This window comes from Frankia sp. ACN1ag (assembly GCF_001414035.1).
Lineage (GTDB): Bacteria > Actinomycetota > Actinomycetes > Frankiales > Frankiaceae > Frankia > Frankia torreyi.
In genome coordinates this window covers 33,565-54,804 of the sequence record NZ_LJPA01000043.1, presented here as the reverse complement: position 1 = coordinate 54,804, position 21,240 = coordinate 33,565, and the positions used below count along the sequence as shown (strand labels likewise).

At 73.8% G+C, this 21,240-nt stretch carries 13 protein-coding genes; 6 read left to right on the top strand and 7 right to left on the bottom strand.

The window, feature by feature from the left end:
* Together UK82_RS27050 and UK82_RS27045 are read left to right on the top strand one after the other, a co-directional pair.
* On the top strand, window positions 1-460 hold a 460-nt coding region (locus UK82_RS27050), incomplete at its 5' end, for a carboxyl transferase domain-containing protein (protein ID WP_304438072.1).
* A gap of 192 nt (window positions 461-652) precedes the next feature.
* Window positions 653-3,133 (top strand): biotin carboxylase N-terminal domain-containing protein, encoded by a 2,481-nt coding sequence (locus UK82_RS27045; protein ID WP_055410127.1) that lies wholly within the window; start codon window positions 653-655, stop codon window positions 3,131-3,133.
* Window positions 3,134-3,226: 93 nt separating this feature from the next.
* On the opposite strand, the gene UK82_RS40445 is transcribed toward UK82_RS27045, so the two are convergent.
* A complete protein-coding gene (locus UK82_RS40445) occupies window positions 3,227-3,736 on the bottom strand; it encodes a toll/interleukin-1 receptor domain-containing protein (RefSeq protein WP_255354368.1) in 510 nt (169 codons plus the stop codon).
* Between the two features lie 2,368 nt (window positions 3,737-6,104).
* On the opposite strand from UK82_RS40445, the gene UK82_RS27035 reads away from it, so the two are divergent.
* Window positions 6,105-7,409 (top strand): UbiA family prenyltransferase, encoded by a 1,305-nt coding sequence (locus UK82_RS27035; RefSeq protein ID WP_055410115.1) that lies wholly within the window; start codon window positions 6,105-6,107, stop codon window positions 7,407-7,409.
* On the opposite strand, the gene UK82_RS27030 is transcribed toward UK82_RS27035, so the two are convergent.
* From UK82_RS27030 to UK82_RS27015, 4 genes are all read right to left on the bottom strand, one after another.
* Window positions 7,376-10,291: a helix-turn-helix transcriptional regulator gene (locus UK82_RS27030; protein ID WP_055410113.1), complete on the bottom strand. Its 2,916-nt coding sequence runs from the start codon at window positions 10,289-10,291 to the stop codon at window positions 7,376-7,378. The genes UK82_RS27035 and UK82_RS27030 overlap by 34 nt on opposite strands.
* Window positions 10,292-10,442: 151 nt before the next feature.
* Window positions 10,443-11,549, bottom strand: coding sequence for a DUF3616 domain-containing protein (locus UK82_RS27025; RefSeq protein ID WP_044887925.1), 1,107 nt, complete (start codon window positions 11,547-11,549; stop codon window positions 10,443-10,445).
* Window positions 11,550-11,690: 141 nt separating this feature from the next.
* Window positions 11,691-12,632: a carbohydrate kinase family protein gene (locus UK82_RS27020; protein ID WP_055410111.1), complete on the bottom strand. Its 942-nt coding sequence runs from the start codon at window positions 12,630-12,632 to the stop codon at window positions 11,691-11,693.
* Window positions 12,633-12,671: 39 nt separating this feature from the next.
* On the bottom strand, window positions 12,672-13,535 hold the full coding sequence (locus UK82_RS27015; RefSeq protein ID WP_236706492.1) for an AraC family transcriptional regulator: 864 nt from the start codon (window positions 13,533-13,535) through the stop codon (window positions 12,672-12,674).
* Window positions 13,536-13,584: 49 nt separating this feature from the next.
* On the opposite strand from UK82_RS27015, the gene UK82_RS27010 reads away from it, so the two are divergent.
* Window positions 13,585-14,058 (top strand): DUF2000 domain-containing protein, encoded by a 474-nt coding sequence (locus tag UK82_RS27010; RefSeq protein ID WP_055410107.1) that lies wholly within the window; start codon window positions 13,585-13,587, stop codon window positions 14,056-14,058.
* A 110-nt stretch (window positions 14,059-14,168) separates the two neighbouring features.
* Here UK82_RS27010 and UK82_RS27005 read toward each other — a convergent pair whose 3' ends face one another.
* Window positions 14,169-16,331, bottom strand: a complete 2,163-nt coding sequence (locus UK82_RS27005) for an NAD-binding protein (protein WP_370657155.1) — start codon at window positions 16,329-16,331, stop codon at window positions 14,169-14,171.
* Window positions 16,332-16,458: 127 nt separating this feature from the next.
* Window positions 16,459-17,940, bottom strand: coding sequence for a short-chain fatty acyl-CoA regulator family protein (locus UK82_RS26995; protein WP_044887914.1), 1,482 nt, complete (start codon window positions 17,938-17,940; stop codon window positions 16,459-16,461).
* Window positions 17,941-18,129: 189 nt separating this feature from the next.
* Between UK82_RS26995 and aceA the strand changes: the two genes are divergently transcribed.
* Window positions 18,130-19,482 (top strand): isocitrate lyase, encoded by a 1,353-nt coding sequence (gene aceA / locus UK82_RS26990; RefSeq protein ID WP_083507392.1) that lies wholly within the window; start codon window positions 18,130-18,132, stop codon window positions 19,480-19,482.
* Between the two features lies 1 nt (window position 19,483).
* Complete coding sequence (gene aceB, locus UK82_RS26985; protein WP_055410102.1) at window positions 19,484-21,121, top strand: malate synthase A; 1,638 nt, start codon at window positions 19,484-19,486, stop codon at window positions 21,119-21,121.
* Window positions 21,122-21,240: the final 119 nt, after the last annotated feature.

The window sequence follows — 21,240 nt, the reverse complement described above, 5'->3', positions numbered from 1 at the left end:
GGAGTACGAGGCGGGTGGTATTGCGAAGCACGGGGCGAAGATGGTGACGGCGGTGGCGTGTGCGCGGGTGCCGAAGTTCACGGTGGTGATCGGGGGTAGTTTCGGTGCGGGGAACTACTCGATGTGTGGGCGGGCGTATTCGCCGCGGTTTCTGTGGATGTGGCCGAACGCGCGGATCTCGGTGATGGGTGGGGAGCAGGCCGCGGCGGTGCTCGCCACCGTCCGCCGGGATCAGGTCGCGGCGGCGGGCGCCGACTGGAGCGACGCGGACGAGGCCGCGTTCCGCGGGCCCATCCTGGACCGTTACGCGGAGCAGGGCAGCCCCTACTACTCGACGGCCCGGCTCTGGGACGACGGGGTCATCGACCCGGCCGATACCCGTATGGTGCTGGGCCTGGGGCTGTCGGTGGCCGCGAACGCCCCGATGGAACCGGTCCGCTACGGCGTGTTCCGGATGTGAACGGGTAGGCGAGGACGCGGTCGGCCGGTGGCGAGGGGAGTACAGACGTGAGGATCAAGGGTGTCAGCCGCTGACCCGTCGACCTGGAACCATCCGGGAGCCGTCGCGACCGGTCCGGCCCCCGCGCAGCGCCGCACCGGACCGGGCCTGTCCAGCCGGGGCGCCGGGCTGCCGGGTCTGGCGTTCTCGTCCGTGCTCGTCGCCAACCGCGGCGAGATCGCCGTCCGGATCATCCGCACCCTGCGTGATCTCGGCATCCGCTCGATCGCCGTCTACTCCGACGCGGACGCCGGCGCCCGCCACGTCCGCGAGGCCGACGTCGCGGTGCGCCTGGGGCCCACGCCGGCCCGGGAGAGCTACCTGGACATCGACGCGATCGTCGAGGCTGCGCAGATCTGCGGGGCCCAGGCCGTCCATCCCGGCTACGGCTTTCTCGCCGAGAACGCCGCCTTCGTCCGGGCCTGCGAGGCCGCCGGGCTGTTCTTCATCGGACCGTCGGTCGCCGCTGTCGAGGTGATGGGCGACAAGATCGTCGCGCGGCGGACCGTCGCCGAGGTCGGCGTGGCCGTGGTGCCGGGGCGGTCGTCGCCCGCAATGAGTGACGCTGCCCTCACGGAGGCCGCGGGCCAGCTCGGCTACCCGGTCCTGGTCAAGCCGTCGGCCGGCGGCGGCGGCAAGGGCATGCGGGTCGTGCGCGCACCGGGGGAGATGGCCGCCGCCCTTGCCTCGGCCCGCCGAGAGGCCGCCGCCGCCTTCGGTGACGACACCCTGTTCGTGGAGCGGTTCATCGTCCGTCCCCGCCATGTCGAGGTGCAGGTCCTCGCCGACACGCACGGCACCGTGCTGCATCTGGGGGAACGCGAGTGCAGCCTGCAGCGGCGCCACCAGAAGATCATCGAGGAGGCGCCCTCGCCGCTGCTCGACGCGCGTACCCGGGAACGGCTCGGTGCCGCGGCGGTCGCGGTGGCCGGCGCCGTCGGCTACGTCGGAGCCGGCACGGTCGAGTTCATCCTGTCCGCCGACGCGCCCGACGAGTTCTACTTCATGGAGATGAACACCCGCCTGCAGGTGGAGCACGCGGTAACCGAACTGGTCACCGGGGTGGATCTGGTCGCCGAGCAGATCCGGATCGCGGCCGGCGAGCCGCTGCGCTTCGGCCAGGCCGACGTCCGCCTCACCGGCCACGCCGTGGAGGCCCGCGTCTACGCGGAGGACCCCGCGCGCGGCTTCCTGCCGACCGGCGGGCAGGTCCTCGCCTTCCGCGAGCCCGCGGGGCCCGCCATCCGCGTCGACGCCGGCATCGCCGCCGGTGACACCGTCGGCACCGCCTACGATCCGATGCTCGCCAAGATCGTTGCCTGGGGGCCCGACCGGCCGGCCGCGATCGCCCGGCTCGACGCCGCGCTCGCCGCCACCGTGCTGCTCGGCGTGACCACCAACATCGGCTTCCTGCGCGCGCTGCTCGGTCATCCTGACGTCGTCGCCGGCCGGCTCGACACCGGTCTGGTCGAACGCGACCTCGCCGCGCTCACCGCCGACGAGCTGCCCGGCGAGGCCATCCTCGGCTATGCCCTGGCCCGGCTGCTCGCGCTGCAGCCGGTCGGCCCGCTCGTCGACCCCTGGGACATCCCCTCCGGTTGGCGTCCCGGTGAGCCCGCGTGGCTGAGCTGGGACGTGCTCATTCCGGGCGGCGGCTCCGACTCGGGGGGCGGGTCCGGCCCGGGCGGCGGGTCCGGCCCGGTAGGGGGCGCCACTCCTGACGACCGCTCCGGCGACGTCCTGGCGGGCGGCGGTTCCGTCGATGGTGGCTCCGCCGGGCGCGATGCCGCCGGGAGTACCGCCGCCGGTCTTGGCCCCGCCGCCGGGGAGACCGCCGGGAGGGGATCGCCCGGTGGCGATCTGGTCGGCATCGGCGGCATCGGCACCGACGGCACCGGCGGCACCGGCGTCGACGGCGCCGCGCCGCGACCCGACGCAGGCCCGGTGCCAGGCGGATCCGGGCTGGCCGCCCCGGTGGGGGAGGGCGATCCGGCGGTGTCGACGCCGGCAGGCGGCGCCGCGCTCGGGCCGCGGGCGGCGACCGTGCGGGTCAGCGCCCGCGGCACGCCGGCCGCCGCGCGGGTCCGCCTCGCCGACGGGCCACCGGTCGCCGCGTCGGTCCGCCAGATCGGCGACGATCTGCTGGTCACGATCGGCTCGGTCACCACCCGGTGGGCGTTCGCATGGGCGGCCACCGAGGGCGAGCACGACCCGGCGAAGCCCCCGCGCTCTGCGCCGGCAGCGGCCGGGGGCCGCCGCTCGATCGCAGCCACGGGCGGATCGTCCCCCGCCGGCGAGCTGCTCTGGCTGGGGCGGGAGGGGCGGGCCTGGGAGTTGGCCGAAGCGGTTCCCGTGGCCGGAGCGGAGGTGGCCTCGGCCACGGGCGGCCAGGCGCGCAGCCCGATGCCCGGCACGGTGATCGCCGTCCTCGTCGAGCCGGGTATGTCCGTCACCGACGGGCAGTCGCTGGTCGTCGTCGAGGCGATGAAGATGGAGCATCCCGTCTCGGCGCCGGCCGCCGGCGTCGTCGCCAAGGTGCTGGTCCGCCCCGGCGACCTCGTGGCCCTCGACCAGGTTCTGGCGGTCGTCTCGCCGTCGCCGGATTCCCCCGACCCGACCATCGCGGTTCCCTGACCGCCGGGGTTGGGCGGAAGCGTGGCGCGGTTGCGTAGCCACGAGGAGGTGTGCGGGGGAGCGGAGCCACGTGGGTTCTTCTGAGGCGTTGCACTAGCTTGCCCGGCGCCCGGTATCTCCGTCACCGTTGCGCAGAGCCGTCATCCGGTCGACGAGCGTCGCGCGGGCCTCATCCTCACCGAGCCCGACGAGGTCCACCGATGCGACGAGGCCCAGCCAGTCCGGCGGATCGCAGGGCTCGACCCGGATGGTGACCAGCCGGCCGCCGCGGGCCGCGGTCGCCGCCGGAAAGGCCTCCTGCCACTCGGCGCTGCCCTGCAGCTCGCGCAGATAGGCGGGGGAGAGCACGACGAGCGTCCGCGGCACCTGGGCGACCGCGTCCGCCAGGGAGATGGCCGTCTGCGGTCCGACGGATTCGTCGGCGCCGTCGGGGCTGCCGTGGTCGTCAAGATCATGGTCGTCAAGATCATGGTCGTCGGGGTTGTGATCGGGGTACGGCAGGACTCGCCAGCCGGCTGCCTCGAGATGCCAGCCGATCCAGTCCGCCCACACGGCATCGGCCCGGGCATGGAAGAGAAGCAGGTCGACCGCGGAGCCGTTCACTGCGGAGCCGTTCACCGAGGGGCCGTTCACCGAGGGGCCGTTGACACGCGCGCCGCCCGCGATGCCGTCCACGCTTCGTGGGGATGCTCGGAACCCGCCGGTTGTGCCGCCCGCGGGCCTGCCGTTCGCGCTGTCGGCGACCGGAGGATCGGGGGATGGCGGGCCGGCTCCGTCCGCATCGGCCCGCAGCAAGCCGTGCTGCTCGCGGTCGCCGTTCTCCGGGGCGGGCTGCGCCTGGCCCTGCTGGTCGAGTTCGTGCTGGTCGAGGCCCTGCTGGTCGAGGAAGGCGGCGGCGGCGTTCGCGGCGAGGCGCAGGAACCAGCCTCGGTCCTCCTCGCGGGTCGACGCCCGGCCGAGGCAGGTCAGGGCGCAGGCCAGCAGCGACAGCGGTACCNGGTCGCGCCACTGCTCGACCAGGTCGGCCGCGCGTGCCCACTCCTGCCCGGCGGAGCGGACCTGGTCGATGAACAGCCACAGCCACTGGGGCAGGAGTGCCCCGTCGAGGTCCGGGTCGAGCAGCACGTCGATCGTGGCGGTGCGCTGGGCCGGAGAGAGCTCGACCAGCGTCCGGGCGAGGACGTGTAGCACGAGGTGGGTGGGATCGCGGGTGAGCACGGCGTCGGCGGCGTAGCGCGACAGGTCGATGAGCTGGAAGGCCGCGCTCGCGTCGCGCAGATCGGTCGGGATGAGGATGTTCTCGACGTGCAGGTCCCCGTGGGCGCGCCCGACGAACGTGGGCAGCCGCACGCCGGCGGTCCGGCGGGCGTCCAGGACCAGCGCGAACGGGTTGGGCAGGGGATGGTCCTCCTCCTCGACGGTGATGGTGCGCCCGGGATGCGCGGCGGCGAGGCGGTGCAGGCGGCTGCCGGGGGCGAGTCGGTCGCCGAGCTGGCGGCCGAGGATGGCCGGCACGTCCATCGAGGGCAACCGGGTCCGCCCCGCCCATTCGCCGAGCACGGATCCGACGACTGCGGTGCTGACGTCGGCGAAGGCGGCGGCGTTGGCGGCCGGTCGGGGGAAGGTGGGCTGCGGGCCCCGGAGGTGGTCCGGCCCCGCCCCGCGGGCCGGGCGGGGCGGATGCAGGACGGCGTCCAGCAGCGTGTGCAGGGTGATCGGGTCGCGCAGGCTGCCGCCGGCCACCCGCTGGAAGACGAACCAGCGTCCGTCGCCGACCGGGATGGGCTGGTGGACGGGCTTGGTGAGGTGCTGCCGGGCGAAGTCCCGGGACTCGGTCAACGCCCGCCGGTGGCGGGCGAACTCGCCGGGTTGGGGATCCTCCGCGGTGCCCGGCGCCTGGTCCAGCTTCATGATCAACTGGCGGGCGCCCTCGTGCGGGTCGTCCGACAGGACGGCGGCGACCCGTGCGGTGGACCGACCGCCGGTGAGCCAGCGGACGAGCCGAAAGGTGGTTTCGGTCTGGGCGCACCACTGGCGCAGCGCGGTCATGGCGGCGTCGTCCAGCTCGGTCTGCAGCGGCTCGTCCAGCCAACGAGAGGACACCATGACTCCTGGGAACACGTGTTCGCGGATTGCGGGATTGCTTCCTGGTGACGCGCCGAGAATACCGCCCGGAATCCCGGTTGCCGCCCGGCGATCGGTGACCTGACTGTTTCGACGCTAATCGCGGACTTGGCCGCTGGCCGTTGTTTCGGTGACAGGTGACAGCGGTGGAAGCCTGGCGTGACGGCGGGGCGACCGCTCGTGCGGTCGCGGCTCGCTTTCCTACCCGCCGTCTACGACGCGTCCGCGGTCGGACGGGACGGTTACCGCCGATCCCTTCCCCGCCGGCCGTCCCCCCGAACTGCCGTTCGCAACATCGGACCATCGCGTACGACGTTGTACGGATTTGCCGTCCGGGTCTTTCCGGTTAGTCCGGCACGCGGTTATCTGGGAGCCGCCGAAGGGTCGCTGCCGCCGCAGCCGCATGATCTGTACCTCCGCGGCACCGGAGGTGGCTGGTCGACGGCCGCACCCTCGGTTCGTCGCCGGAGCGGACCTGCCATCGGGGGGAGGCCCGCTCCGGCGGTCGGCGGGTATCCGCGCGCCGTTGCCGCGGGCCTTCCATCGCGACGTCCGGCCGGGGCATTGCCGCGATGCCCGTAGTTTCCTTCAGCCGCACCCCCGAACCCGACGGACGGTCGGCGGCGCGCATCGTAACAGTCATCTTACTGCAATACGGCTTGCCCTGCCGCCGCTTCCGGTCAGGCATACACCGGGTGTCACGGCGCGTACTCGCCGCTGTCTGTACGACCTTGTACGGCGATGCGCGACCGCCTTTTATCGGTGTCTCGCATGGGTTTTTCTCAACAGGCTGCGATCGCCCGTGAGCGCAGTGCTCGGGGGACGCGAGAAACGGTCGTGAGGTCGGATGGGAAGCCGTGCCGCCGGACATCCGGCGGGCCGGACGGGGACGGCGCGGCGGCACCGGACCGCGGTCCGCCGCCTGGTCGACGTGTGGGCGCTGACCCGGCCGGGAACCGCGCTCGCGGACGCCGTCCCGTTCGCCGCCGGCGGCCTCGCGGCGGCGGATCCCCGGGTCGGTGCGGTGCTGCTGCTCGTCCTCGCCGGGGTGCTGGTGTCGGTGTTCGGCCGCCTGCTCGACGCCGTCGCCGGGCTCGACGCCGACCGGATCAACCCGGTGCGCCGGGACAGCCCCCTCGTCCAGGGCCGGCTCGCGCCTGGCTGGGTCGCGGGATGGGCGGCGCTGGCCGGGGCGGCGGTGGTGGGCGGCGGCTGGCTGTGGGCGGCCTCCCTCCCCGCCCGGATCGGCTTCGTGGCGGTCATCGGCCTACGGGCCTGGCTGGCCCTGTCCCGATGGCGGGTGGGGGGCGGCCCATCGCTGCGCCGCCTGCTGGCCGCGGCCACGCTCGCCGGCGGGCTGCCGCTGGGCGTCGCCGCCACCGGGGGCGACGTGGGCGTGGGTGCGGGCGTACTCACCGCCGGATTCGGCCTCGCGACGATCGTCGCCGGCTGGACGGTCGCCGACCTGCGTGATCTGCCGACCGACCGGGTCTGCGGGCGACGGACGCCGGCGCTGGCCACCGGCGTGCACCTGCGCCGGCCCCGCGGTTTCGTCCTCCCGCGGCGGTACGTCGCGATCGTGCTCACCGCGCAGGTCGGGATCGTCGCCGTCGTGTCCGTGGCGAGCGGGCTCGCCCTCACCGCCGACGCAGACGGCGCCGCCACGCTGCCGGCCGTGCCCCGAGGGCCCGCTGCGGTCGCCCCGGTGACGCCTGGGCCGCCCGGCGGCCACGTCTCCCTGGCCGGACGGGGGCTTGCCGCGGCCGCGGCCGTCCTCGCCGCGCTGGTCGCCACCGCCGGGCTGATCCGGCTGGTCCGGTCGGGTGCCCCAGGCCTCGATCCGATCCGGTCACCCCGCCCCCGCGGCGGCGGCTTCGTCCTGGCGAACCTGCTCGCCTGCCAGTTGGCGAGCGTCGCCTGGCTGCTGACCGAGCCGGCCGGGCTGCCGCTGTGGGCCCTGCTGCCCGCCCTCGGCGGTTGGGCGGTGGGCCTGCCGCTGCGGCTGCTGGCCGAGCGGGACGGCGTCGGGTTTGCCTCGGTGCGAGCGGTCGGCGCCCCCGGGCTTCCGGCGCTGCCCGCCGGCTCGACCGCAAACGGGTCCGCTCCGGGCGGGTCGCGTCAGGACGACGGCGAGCGGCCGACGAGCCGCTGAAGCCGCTGAAGCCGCCGCGTGGTCCCGTGCTCCGGGCCCAGCACCCGCAGGCTGCGCCGGTACGCGTCCGCCACGTCGGCGCGCAGCGCGGCGAGCCGGCCGAGCTCCTGCTCGATCTCGCCGTGCAGGCCGATCGCCGCCAGCGTGCGGGGATGATCGGGGCCGAGGACGCGGCGGCAGACCGCTACCAGCTCGGCGGCTGTCCCAGCGGCTCGGGCGTGCTCGCCGCGGCGGTGGTCGAGCCGGGCCAGGTGGTAGCGGGTCACCAGGGTCGCGGGATGCTCGGGCCCGAGGGTGTCGACCCGGTCGGTCCAGACGGCGCTCAGCAGGTGTTCCGCCGCGGTCCACTGCTGCTGCTCGACGAGCAGGTCGGCGACGTTGTTGCGGGTGGTGAGGGTGTCGCGGTGACGGTGGCCGAGGACCCGTTCCCGGCTGGTCAGCGTCCGCGTGAGCCACGCGAGCGCCTCGGGGTGGCGGCCCGACTCGCGCAGGGTGCGGCCCAGGTAGTGCTGGGTCGTCAGGGTGTCGGGATGGTCCGCGCCGAGGACCCGGGCCCGGTCGTCGAGGACGGCCCGCAGCCCCTCCTCCGCGTCGCCGGGCCGGCCCTGCGCGGCGCGCACCCGGTACAGGTCATGGGCGGCGGACAGCACGTCGGCGTGATCGTCGCCGAACAGCCGCCGGCCGGTGTCCAGCACCGTTTCGTACCCCGCGGCGGCCTCGGTGAGACGTCCGGTCGCGCGCAGGAAGCGGGCGGCGAGGGTCGCGGGAACCAGCAGCTCCGGCGGCAACCGCCCCTCGGTCAGCGCCGGCAACCCCCACTGGCGCCGGGCGCGCAGCATCGCCAGGCCCGCGTCCGCGTGCCCGGCCAGCATCGTCCAGGCCGGCCAGGTCTCGGGGTCGCGCGGGTCGAGCCGGCGGGCGGCGTGGACCAGCAGGGCGGTGATCGTCTCCAGGTAGTCCTCGACCCGGCCGGAGACGTGCGCGGCCCGACCGAAGCTGTCCCGCACCAGCGGATGCAGCCAGATCCGGTGCGCAGCGCCCGCGTCGCCGGGCGCCGTCGCCGTCGCCGTCGCCGGCATGGGCGCGTCGGCCGGGGCGGCGGGGTTGGTCGGGTCGGCTGAACTGGTCGGGTCGGCGGGGTTGGTCGGGTCGGCTGAACTGGTCGGGTCGAGGGTGTACTCGATCAGCCCGTGGCCGGCGAGGGCCCGGACCAGCCCCCACAGCTCGGTCGCCGGCAGGTCGCTGAACAGGGGCGAGGCGGTGAGCACCTCGGCGTCGAGGAGCACGTCGACGGGGATCGGATCGCCGCCGAGGCAGGCGAGCAGGGTCAGCAGCGGTTGGGCCCGGACCTGCCCGCGCAGGGCGAGCAGGTTCAGCGAGAGCTCCCAGGTCGGTCCGACGAGCTCGCGTTCCCGGCGGCGTTCGGGCACGTCCGCCGGCGGGTGGGCGTCCGCCGGGGTGTCCGGGGGCTGCGGGCGGGTGCGCGGTGCCGCGGATCGTGGGTCCGCGGCCGCGAAGTCCGGCAGCAGCGACCAGGGCCCACTGGTGCGCAGGAACTGTTCGTACGCCGGGTAGGTCCGGGGGATGACCGAGCCGCCGAAGCCCGGCGGCATCCGCCGCGCCTCGGCGAGGAACTGGCCGGCCAGCGAGAGCGCCAGTGGCAGGCCGCCGAGGCGGCGGCCGAGGCTCTGCGCGGCCTGGGCGGACCCCGGGCCGTCACCCGCCAGGTCCAGCAGTGCCCGGCCGGCGTCGCGGTCGGTGAGGGGAGTCAGCCGGTGTAGGCGTATCCAGGGCGGGGGTCGGCCCCCGGCCGAGCCGAGCGACCAGGCCGCGCCGTCGCGGGTGGTCACTACGACCATCCCCCGCGTTCCGGTGACCGGGCGCAGCCAACCGGTGCCGTCGAGCACGTTGCCCGTGGACGGACCCAGGTCGTCGGCGGGATCGTCGGCGTTGTCGACGACCAGGAGCCACGGCTGGTCGAGGGCGCCGAGCAGGCGCCAGACCAGGTCGGGCAGGCTTGCCCGGCGCAGTTGATGATGGGTGGCGCCGAGCTCGACGGCGAGCGCCCCCATCGCCGCGGGCACCGCGCCGGGACGGGTGGCACTGATCCACCAGGTCCGCACGCCGCGATCGAGCGCGGTCGCGGCGAGGGCGAGAGCCACGGTGCTCTTGCCGATCCCGCCGAGCCCGTGCAGCACGTGCACCCGGCCGCGGACCCGCGTGCCATTGCCCCGCCGGCCCGGCCCGACCGGCTCACCTGACCCACCTGACCCACCTGACCCACCTGACCCACCTGGCCCGGCCGGCCTTGCCGGGCCGCTCCCGGCGGTATCGCCGACGGCGGTGGGGAGCAGTCCGGTCAGCAGGGTGATCATCTCACCGCGGCCACGCACGGCCGGCAACCGATCCAGCCGAGCCACGGGGGGCGCGACCGTCAGGGCCGCCACGTTCTCGTCGCCGCGGACCCGGTCGACGGGCGCCCGCGGGGGACCGCCGGAGCCGCGCCGCCGGCTGGCGACGGCGCCGGGACCCCACCCGCCACCAGCGGCGCCCTGCTCGGCGGCGCCCCGCTCTGAGGCGCCCCGCTCTGAGGCGCCGGAGCCCCGGCGGGTGCGCCGGATCCGGCTCCAGGTCTCGACCCAGCGGCGCAGCTCGGCGGGGTCGGTGACCCCGCAGGCGCGCAGCATGTTCTCGACGAGGTTCGCCGGCTTCAGCCCCGGCAGGTGCGATCCGCCGAAGTAGCCGCCGACCGTGCTGGCCGGGACGTTCACCTTCCGGGCGACGTCGCGCACGCTGAGCCCCGCCCGCTCCCGGACGACCGTCAGTACACGGCCGAAATCCGTGCAGGTGGTGACGGCGGCCAGGTCGATCTCGTCAGACACGCGCGTACCTCGGGCAGGGCGGTGAGCGGGGCGGACTGTGATTCCGTGCGCCAATCTTGCCGTGGTCGGCGGATGGCGAACAGACCGCCGGGCCCTCGAACACGCCCGGCGATCGTCAGGGACGTAAACCGTGGTCGGACGCCCCGCCGGTTCAGTCGCGTGGCAGCGGGACGACGTCCGCGAGGATCTCGTGACGGTGCCAGCGCCGCCGCGGTGCCGGGCTGTCGTGCACCACCAGCAACGAGGACGGATCGCCGGGCAGCAGCGCGATGCCCTCCGGGTGGTCGTCGCCGGTCCCGACCGGCAGTTCCAGCACCCGCTCGATCGTCTCGTCGGTGACGACGACGCTCGTGCGCGCGTGCGCCGCGCCCCGCCAGCGATAGATCCGCACCGGCCCGTCGAGATCCATCGTCGGGCCCGCGAGCAGCAGCAGATCGTCGCCGTGGGCGAGGATGTCCCGCACGCCGAGCCCGTCGAGGTCGAGGAAGTGCTTGCGGTACAGAGGACCGCCGTCGCCGCTGTCACTGTCGCCGATCGGGGCGAGCAGCAGGTCCTGGCCGTCGCCCTCGGTGAGGCGCAGCTCGAGCACCACCGCCCAGCCACGCAGCACCGGGCCGCGCAGCCCCAGGTAGATCCGTTCGCCGACGACCGCGAGCCCTTCGATGTCCAGGCCGTTGTCCTTGCTCGGGATCTTCAGGAACAGGCCGAGGTGCTCGTCGTCCTTGAGCGCCCGCGTCAGCCGGTTCTGCTTGGACAGGCCCAGCGCGGCGGCGGTCAGCTTCGCCCCGCCCGGCGAGGCCGACGCCGAGGCGCTGGGGACGAGAGTCGGCGCCCCGTCGATCTCCACTACCGGGATGCGGCCGAGCAGGTAACGGTTGGCGTTGCTGCTCACCTTGGCCAGTCGGGCCAGCGCCTGCTCGGTGGCGTGGTGCGGCCTGACCCGCTTGCGGGTCCGGGCGTGCGAACCGACGAACCAGAGGTAGTCGCCGTGCCGGTCGAGGCCCTCGATGTCGATCTCGAGCTGGCTGCCGTCCGGTTCCGGCGGTTCCGGCAGCGGGAGGAAGTCCGCGACCGAGAAACTGACATGGTCGACGAAGCCGTCTCCGGTCGGCGACAGCGCCGTCCGCTCGATGGTGATCGTCTCGTCGCCGGCGAGCCAGAGGTGGCGCCCGTCCCCCTTGAGGGTGGACAGCGACTCCGCGATGTCGATCACCCCGGCGTCGTCGGTGAAACGGATCGGAATCGTCCTCGCCGTCATCGTTCCCTCGCTGCTGATCTCCACGGGCGCCACGCGACGCCGTGGGGGAGCGTAGTGCGGATCCGCGCCACACCGCCGCCGCTGTCGAGCAGCTGATATGCGACGAACACCGCAGGTCGGATCGGACCGGCCCGCCGTGTGTCAGCCGACGCCCGACGGCCGCCCGCCCGGGGCGCGCAGGAGATCGTCGATGTGCCCGGCGGTGACGTGGACGGCCGTGCCGGCGGAGCCGACCGCACAGCCGGCGACGAGGACGGCGCGCCGGGCCGCCGCGTCGGGATCGCCGGTGGCGAGCCAGTAGTGCAGGAAGCCGGCGCACAGGGCGTCCCCTGCGCCGGTGGTGTCGAGCACGCCATGCGGGGCCAGGGCGGGCAGGCGGCGCGGCGGACGGTCCCGGACGGCGAGCAGGCAGCCGTCGCCGCCCATCCCGAGCAGCACGATCCGGGCCGGGTAGCGGCTCAGCAGCGCGGCGGCGGTGTCGGCGGGGCTGGCCGTGAGGCGCTCGGCGGAGCCGAACACGATGGTCGCCGCCGCCAACCAGGGCCGGCTGTAGGCGTCGCTCGCGTCTTCGATGGTCTGCACGTCGACGGCGATCGGCACGCCGGCGGCCTGGGCAACGGGGATCAGGTCGCGGACGAAGCCGGCGGTTGTCAGCACGGCGAGACGCGCCCCCGCGAGCAGGTCACGGAACACCGACGGCGGATAGCGGGCCGTGGCGAGGTCGGCGAGGTCGGTGTGGACCTGCCGGGTCCCGTGCGGATCGACCAGGACGGCGGACATCGCGCTGTTCGTCGTCGGCAGCACCCCGGCGCCCCGGCCGCCCGACTCGTCCTCGCCGAGCAGGCCGAGACGCCGCAGCTCGGCCCGGATCACCATCCCGGCCGGATCGTCCCCGACCAGGGTGGCCAGGGTCGCCTGCGTGCCGAGCGCAGCCAGCGTCCGGGCGACGTTCAGCCCGACCCCGGAGGCCGCCAGCCGCAGCCGCCCCGTCGCATACCGGACCGGCGCGTAGGCGACGGGAAACCCGTCCACCGGTACCGTCTGCTGCACGTTCACCACCCCGGCGACCACGACATCAGGCATGTGCAAGGAGACCTTTCGAGGCGACGTCCTGCGGTGGCGTCAGGTCGGGCGGGCGTAGCGGGCGGGGCTGGTGGCGAGCATGCGGCGAAAGTGCCTGGTCAGGTGGGCCTGATCGTAGAAGCCGGCGAGCGTGGCGACCTCGGCCGGGCGGTGACCGGCGAGCAGCAGGCGGCGGGCCAGGTCCACTCGGCGGCCGGTGAGGTAGCGGTGGGGCGGCAGGCCGAACTCCTGGTGGAAGGCGCGGATCAGGTGCGTCGGATGGGCGCCGAGCAGCTCCGCGGCGGCGGCCAGCGTGATGCCCTCGGCGATCCGGCTGTCGAGGAGGTCGCGGAGCGCATGGGCAACGGTCGGGTCCCGGCGGGGCGGTGGCGCACCGTCACGGCGAGCGGGGAACCTGCTGCGGCGGCCCAGGTGGGCGCGTAGTCGTTCGCCGACGAGGGTGAGGCCACTCTGGGCCGCGAGGTCCTCGCCGGGAGTGAGCAGGAGGTCGTGTAGCCGGCCGATGCGCCGGCGCAGCGTGGGATCGGCCAGCGTCGGGGTGTCGACCGCCGTGCCGATCAGCTCGTCGCCGAGGAGGTCCCGGTCGAGGTAGAGGACCCGCTTGCGGAATCCCCCGGGCCGGGCGGAGCGGCCGTCGTGCGGGACGTCCGGTGGCAGCAGCGTCACCTGCGAGCGCAACGTGCCGTGCTCGTGGCGGTCCAGACCGAAGCGGACCGCGCCGGTGTCGACGATGAGCAGCGTCCACGAATCATGGGTGTGCGGTGGGTAGACGTGCGAGATGAACCGGGCGTGGAACACCTCGCGGACACCCGCCACCGCCGGCCGCCAGGCGGCGACCGTCTGACCTTCACCGACCCTGCCCGCCGCGGCGACGTCCGCCCCGGGCCTGTGCGCCTCGGCCACGTCAGGAACGTACAAGACCTCATGCCGACCGCCGCCGAGACTCGGCGGTGTGGATACTGACCTTCGCCACGACCTCGCCACCGCCGGCGACGGGTCGTCGCAGCCCGCCCCGGTGCGCTTCACCACCAAGATCGCCGTGCTGTTGCGCGACGACCTGCTGGACTGGCAGCGGCTCAACGTCACGGCGTTCCTCGTCAGCGGGATCGCGGCGACCAACCCGGAGCTGGTCGGCGAGCCCTACGCCGACGCGGACGGCCACGGGTACCTGCCCATGTTCCGCCAACCGGTGCTCGTGTTCGCCGGCTCGCACCAGACGCTGGCCTCGTCGTTCGCCCGCGCCGGCGGTCGGGGCCTGGCCATGTCGATCTTTACGTCGGACCTGTTCGCCACCGGCAACGACCGCGACAACCGGGCCGCCGTCCGGGCCGTGCCACGTGACGACCTCGACCTGGTCGGCCTCGCCCTGCACGGCCCGCGCAACGCCGTCGACAAGGCGCTCAAGGGCGCCCGCATGCACCCCTGACCGGGGCCCTCCTCAACAGCCGGCGGCGCTCATGAGGTTCCGGCGACGTCCGGGGGGTCGGCGGCGAGGTAGTTCTCGGCCCGCGCCGTGGGCGTGGGCGTGGGACGGTGCTAGGCGGGGACATCGACGCGTTGGTTGCGCCGGACCATGTCGACGATCTGGGTGACGGGGCCGACGACGAGCAGCTCGTCTCCCGGCCGCAGGCGGGTGTGGCGGCCGGGTCGGTAGTCCGGCTCGCCGGCGCAGGCTCCGTCGCCGGGTCGGCTTCCGCTGGTGGTGGTGACGGCGGTGGTGGTGACGGTGGTGGCGGCGGTGGCGGTGGCGACGGCAGTGGTGACGGCGAGGACGCGGGTTCCGGTGGACAGCTCGCGCAGGGTGGGGCCGACGAGCGCCCCGCCGGCGTTGACGGTCATCCGGGCGACGAGGAAGGGGGTGCGCTCCACGTAGAAGGTGCTCAGCACGTCGTAGCCCAGCGCGGCCCCGACGAAGTACGGGGTGGCCAGCGCCGAGGCGCTGCGGGCGGTGTGGATGCCGAACCGGCGTTCGACCTCGTCGGCCATCGTCGTGTCGAAGATCCGCAGGACGACGCGCAGGTCGGGCTCGTGTGGCTGGGCGCCGGGCGGGCGGGTGCGGCCGTAGGAACGCCCGCCGGCGCGGCGCGCCGTCTCCCGGGCGGCGCGGGCGCCGCGCAGCTCGTCGTGCGCCTCCCGGGCGGACAGCACCGTCTCCAGGTTCGCCACCCCGTCGCTGGTCAGCGCGGTGATCGTGGTCGCGTGGGCGAGACCGGCCTCCAGCAGGGTGGACCGCACCGTCGCATCCCCGATGATCACTGGCACCCCGCGCTCGCGGGCCACGGGCAGGTACCGGTTGTTCTCGTCCCGCTCGATCACCACCACCTGGCGGCCGGTGCGGACCAGGCCGTCCATCGTCGCGACCCCGACCGAGCCCAGGCCGGACAGGATGACGTGCCCGCGCACCGCCCCCGCCCGGCCGCGGCCCAGCGCGCGTTCGAGCCGGCGGCTGATGATTACGTTCGTGATGAAGGCGTAGACCACCGCGATCGACAGTGCGCCGAACAGCATCAGCCCGATGCCGAAGATCTGCAGCCACTCGTCGGCCGCGCCGAAGTTGAAGTCGCCGTAGCCGACCGTGACCATCGTCTCGATGGTGAGGTAGAGCGCGTCGAGCGGCCCGAAGTCGGGTGGCGCGGCGTTGTTGTGGTCGGCGTAGGCCAGCGACAGCACGACCGTGCTGACGACCAGGATCGCCACGACGGCGGCGAGCGCGAGCCGGAAGGGCCGGTCGAGCTCCCCGCGGATCGTCGCGAGGAACTCCCGCAGCCGGGCGGCCGTGCCGCGCCGGGCCCGCGACCCGCTGCGGCGTTTGGCCGTGCCGTCGCCCAGGGCGGCGAACAGCCGCGCGTCGTGCAGGCCGGAGACGGCCATCCCGCGGTCGTGGAACTCGGCGAGGCGGCCGAGGACGGTCAGCCGGTCGCCGGGATGCAGCGGGGTGTCGCGCGGGGGGCAGACCTCGGCGTGGCGCGCGCCGGCGCGGCGTAGCGAGATCGGGGTGAGATCACCGTAGCGGGCCCGGAAGGCACCCCGCCCGGTGATCTCCTCCTCGATCACCGCGAACACCTCGGCGTCGGCGCGGGCGTCCATCGTGAAGGCGTGGGTGACGTCGGAGCGCACGCACGCCTCGACGAAGCTCGGCCCGGCGAGCTCGGCGAGGTTCAGCACCCGTACCTGGCTGAGCGCGTCCGCGAGCTGGTCGCCGAGCTGCGGGTTGTTGACGCTGACGACCAGCCGGACGCCGGGGGCGACGTCGGCGGCGAGCAGGGCCGTCTCGAGGTTGTCGAGGTCGGCCTCGTGGCAGATCACCACGGCGAGGGAGGCGGCGATGCCGGCCTCGCGCAGCACGTCGGCCGCGTGGGGACTCTCGACGAGAACCCGCACCCCGGACCGTTCCAGCCGGCGCTGCGCGGCGGCGGTGAGCTGGTCGTCGACCGCGACCACCGCCACGCCGGATGCCTGGAGCTGCTCGGCCAGGCCCAGCCCCAGGTTGCTCAGCCCGGCGACGATGACATGCCCTGACTCGCCGTCGCCCACCGGCCGACCGTGGCCGTCCGGCCGTCCCGCCGCAGCCGGCCGTCCCGCCGCAGCCGACTGCTTGGACCGTCCCGCCGCGTCCGGCCGGCCCGGCCCGTCGGACCGGCTCGGACCGTGGCCATCCGATCGGCCGGCGCGATCGGACCCCCCGGGAGCCGTCGGCATGCCTCCCCCTCCTCGGCCGGCACCGGGCCCAGACCGGATCCTGGCGACGGAATACCGCGCTGAACTGGGCTGATGCGGCGATGCGGCGGATCCGCGAGAGGCCAGTCTCGCACGCGGGCCCCGACCCTCAGGAGTTGATGTCGGCCGGGTAGGGGGCGAAGGTGCCCCGGTTCTCGTCGAGGGCGAGGCTACGGCCGATCTGCGGGAAGGCCCGTTGGGCGCAGCCGACCCGCTCGCAGACCTTACAGCCGATCCCGATCGGCACCGCGGCCGCCGGATCGTCCAGGTTGAGCCCGGTCGAATACACCAGTCGGCTGGCATGGCGCAGTTCGCAGCCGAGCCCGATGGCGAACGTCTTTCCGGGACGACCGAAACGGCCATAGCCCCGGCTGACCGTGCGGGCAATCCAGAAGTAACTGCGTCCGTCCGGCATGGTGGCGATCTGGGTGTGAATCTTTCCGGGGGCGGCGAGTGCCTCGTACACATTCCACAGCGGACAGGTTCCGCCGGCGCGGGAGAAATGAAATCCGGTGGCCGACTGGCGTTTCGACATGTTGCCCGCGCGATCCACCCGGATGAAGGAGAAGGGAACGCCCCGGGCCCGGGGGCGCTGGAGGGTGCTCAGTCGATGGCAGATCGTCTCGAAGCCCATGCCGAAATGCTCGGAGAGCCGTTCGATGTCGTAGCGGAACCGTTCGGACGTGGTGTGGAACACATTGTAGGGGAGGATGAGGGCGGCGGCGAAGTAGTTCGCCAGCCCGATCCGGGTCAGCGTCCGGGCCGGGGGGCCGCTGAGCATGCCCTCGTCGGTGAGCCGGGTGACCAGATCGTCGAACTCGGCGAAGGCGAGTTGCAGCGCCATGCGGAAGGCCCGCTGGCCGGGCCGCAGGTGGCTCGACAGGGTCAGCACCCGGGTCTGCGGGTCGAAGCGGTGCAGCACATCGACGTCGAGCTCGCGGTCGAGATCACGCCCGTCGTCACGCCCGTCGTCGCGCGAGCCCGCGAGGTCCGGGCCGGGCTCGCGGCTGTGCACGCGAATGCCGTGGTAGGCCAGCCGCTCGACCAGCACCGCGTGCACCCGGCCGCGGGTCAGGCCAATCTCGCCGGCGAGCCGCTCGGCGGCCTCGTCGAGCTCGCCGACGTAGTTCTGGCGCTGGTAGAAGAAGTCCCGGACCTCCTCGTCCGGCATCGGCGCCGGCGCGGGCCCCGCCGGTTCCGGCCCGCGGGCGCCGGTGAGCGCGGCGAGGCGCTCGTTGGCCTGGCGGTAGCGGCGGTGCAGCGTGATCAGCGCATGGGCGGTCTGCGGGAGCTGCTCGGCGAGCTGGGCGGCGTCGGTGGCCGGCACCTTCAGGCCGATCGTGCCGTCGGAGAGGACCTCTTGGACCTCCGCGATCAGCCGGGTCACGTCGTGCGCGGCGAAGAAGCCGGCGTCGACGCCGAATGCCTCGGTGATGCGTAGCAGGACCGGGACGGTGAGCGGCCGGGAGTTGTGCTCGATCTGGTTGAGATAGCTGGGGGAGATGCCGAGCAGGCGCGCCAGCTCGACCTGGCTCATGGCCCGTTCCTCGCGCAGTTCCCGTAACCGGGTCCCGACAAAAGTCTTCTGCATCCGCTCCCTCTCTGTCGAGGAGGATAGTCGACTCGGTGCCAACGTGCCATTTGCAAAATTTGCAAAGCCGGCTGGGAAGATTCGCAGGACTTGGCTCGTTGGGCCGCTCGACCAGGTCGAATCGCTGTGACAGCTTCGAAGAGGAGGGTGATCCGCGCTATTCCGACTCCAGGGCAGGGAGAGATCGACATGGCCGAGACGAAGACGACGGCGACGACCACGGCGACGAACGGGGCGGCGAACGGGGCCGCGCGGGCGGCCGAGGAGCTGGCCGCGCGGTGGGCGACGGACCCGCGGTGGGCGGGCATCGAGCGCACCTACGGCGCCGCCGAAGTGATCAAGCTGCGCGGCAGCGTCCTGGAGGAACACACGCTGGCCCGACGCGGCGCGGAGAAGCTGTGGGGGCTCCTACACGACACCGACTACGTGCACGCGCTCGGCGCGCTGACCGGCAACCAGGCCGTGCAGCAGGTCAAGGCCGGGCTCAAGGCCATCTACCTGTCCGGCTGGCAGGTCGCCGCGGACGCGAACCTGTCCGGCCAGACCTACCCGGACCAGAGCCTCTACCCGGCGAACTCGGTCCCGGCGGTGGTCCGCCGGATCAACAACGCGCTGCTGCGCGCCGACCAGATCACCTGGGCCGAGGGCGTCGCCGACGCCCCCGACTGGCTGGTGCCGATCGTCGCCGACGCCGAGGCCGGGTTCGGCGGCGTGCTCAACGCCTTCGAGTTGATGAGCGCGATGATCACGGCCGGCGCCGCCGGGGTGCACTGGGAGGACCAGCTCGCCTCGGAGAAGAAGTGCGGCCACCTCGGCGGCAAGGTGCTCATCCCGACCGGTCAGCACATCCGCACCCTCAACGCCGCGCGCCTGGCCGCCGACGTCGCCGACGTGCCCTCGGTGATCGTCGCCCGCACCGACGCGCAGGCCGCGACCCTCATCACCAGCGACGTCGACGAGCGCGACCTGCCCTTCGTCACCGGCGAGCGCACCGCCGAGGGCTTCTACCGGGTGCGCGACGGCGTCGAGCCGTGCATCGCCCGGGGCCTGGCCTACGCCCCCTACGCCGACCTGCTGTGGATGGAGACCTCCACCCCGGACCTGGAGATCGCCCGCCAGTTCGCCGAGGCGATCAAGGCCCAGTTCCCGGACCAGATGCTCGCCTACAACTGCTCGCCGTCGTTCAACTGGCGGGCGCATCTCGACGACGCCACCATCGCGAAGTTCCAGCGCGAACTCGGCCACATGGGCTACAAGTTCCAGTTCATCACCCTGGCCGGATTCCACGCGCTGAACCACTCGATGTTCTCCCTCGCCCACGGCTACGCCCGCGAGGGCATGACCGCCTACGTCGACCTGCAGGAACGCGAGTTCGCCAGCGAGGCCGACGGTTACACCGCGACCCGCCACCAGCGCGAGGTCGGCACCGGCTACTTCGACCTGGTGAGCACCGCCATCAACCCGACGAGTGACACCGTCGCGCTGCGCGGCTCCACCGAGGAGGCGCAGTTCACCGCGACCGGCGCCGGCGCGGGGCACTGAGATGCCGGCACCGCGCGGCGGTCGGATCGAGGTCATCGGCGAGCCCGGTGAGCCTCGGGAGCGTTTCCGGGAAATCCTGACGCCGCAGGCGCTGGAATTCCTCATCGCGCTGGACACCACCTTCGCCGCGCGGTGGGCCGACCTGCTCGCCGCCCGGCGCGAGCGGCGCCTGCTGCTCGCCTCCGGGGCGGCCGGCCTGGACTTCCTGTCCGAGACGGCGGCCATCCGCGCCGACGAGTCGTGGCGGGTCGCGGGTGCGGCACCGGGCCTGGTCGACCGGCGGGTGGAGATCGCCGGGCCGACCGAGCGGACGGCGACGGTCACCGCGCTGAACTCCGGTGCCCGGGTGTGGCTGGCGGACTTCGCCGACGCCACCGTGCCGACCTGGTTCAACGTGATCGCGGGCCAGCTCAACCTGCTCGACGCGGTCGCGGGCCGGCTCGAGGTCACCACGCCGGCCGGCAGGCGCTACCGGGTCGGGCCGGACCCGGCGACGATCGTCGTGCGGCCGCGGGGTTGGCACCTGCGCGAACACCACCTGCTCATCGATGGCCGGCCGATGTCGGCGAGCCTGGTCGACTTCGGCCTGTACTTCTTCCACTGCGCCCGCCGCCAGCTCGACCGGGGCAGCGGACCGTACTTCTGCCTGCCGAAACTGGAAGGCCATCGCGAGGCCCGGCTGTGGAACGACGTGTTCGTGTTCGCCCAGCAGCGCCTCGGCCTCCCGCGGGGCACGATCCGGGCGACCGTGCTCATCGAGACGATTCCCGCGGCCTTCGAGATGGAGGAGATCCTCTACGAGCTGCGCGAGCACTGCGCCGGCCTGAACGCCGGACGCTGGGACTACGTGTTCAGCATCATCAGGACCTTCGGTGCCCGGGGGGAGGCGTTCGTGCTGCCGGACCGGGCCCAGGTGACGATGACGGCACCGTTCCTGCGGGCCTACACCGCGCTGCTCGTGCGGACCTGCCACCGCCGCGGCGCGCACGCGATCGGGGGGATGGCGGCGTTCATCCCCAGCCGCGACCCCGAGGTCAACGCCCGCGCGCTCGACCAGGTCCGCCAGGACAAGCAGCGGGAGGCCGACGACGGCTTCGACGGCTCCTGGGTGGCCCATCCCGGGCTGGTGGCGGTATGCGAGGCGGTGTTCGACGCCCGCCTCGGCGCCGCGCCGCACCAGCTCGACCGGCTGCGGCCGGACGTGTCGGTGACCGCGGCCGACCTGCTCGACGTCGCCTCCGCCGCCGGCTTGGTCACCGAGGCCGGGTTGCGTAGCAACATCACGGTGGCGTTGCGTTACATCGACGCGTGGCTGCGCGGCACCGGCGCGGTGGCGATCTTCGACCTGATGGAGGACGCCGCCACCGCGGAGATCGCCCGCTGCCAGGTCTGGCAGTGGATCCACCACGGCACGCGGCTCGCCGACGGGCGCCCGGTCACCCGGGAACTCGCCGAACGGCTGCTCGCCGAGGAGCTGACCGTGCTGCGTGCCGAGCGCGGCGGCGCGCCGAACCGCCTCGACGAGGCCCGCGAGGTCTTCGTCGAGACGGCTCTGGGCGAGACGCTGCCCGAGTTCTTCACCACCGTCGCCTACACCGACTACCTGACGAAGCGGCCGAGGGCGCTCGCCAGGACCTGACCGGTACCTGCCCCGGGCACCCGCGTCCTGGGCACCCGCCCCGGGGCGGAGCCGGTTGTGGTGCGCTCTGTGCCTGCGGCTGAATGTGTCGCGGGTCACGGGTAAAGCCCGCCCCTCTC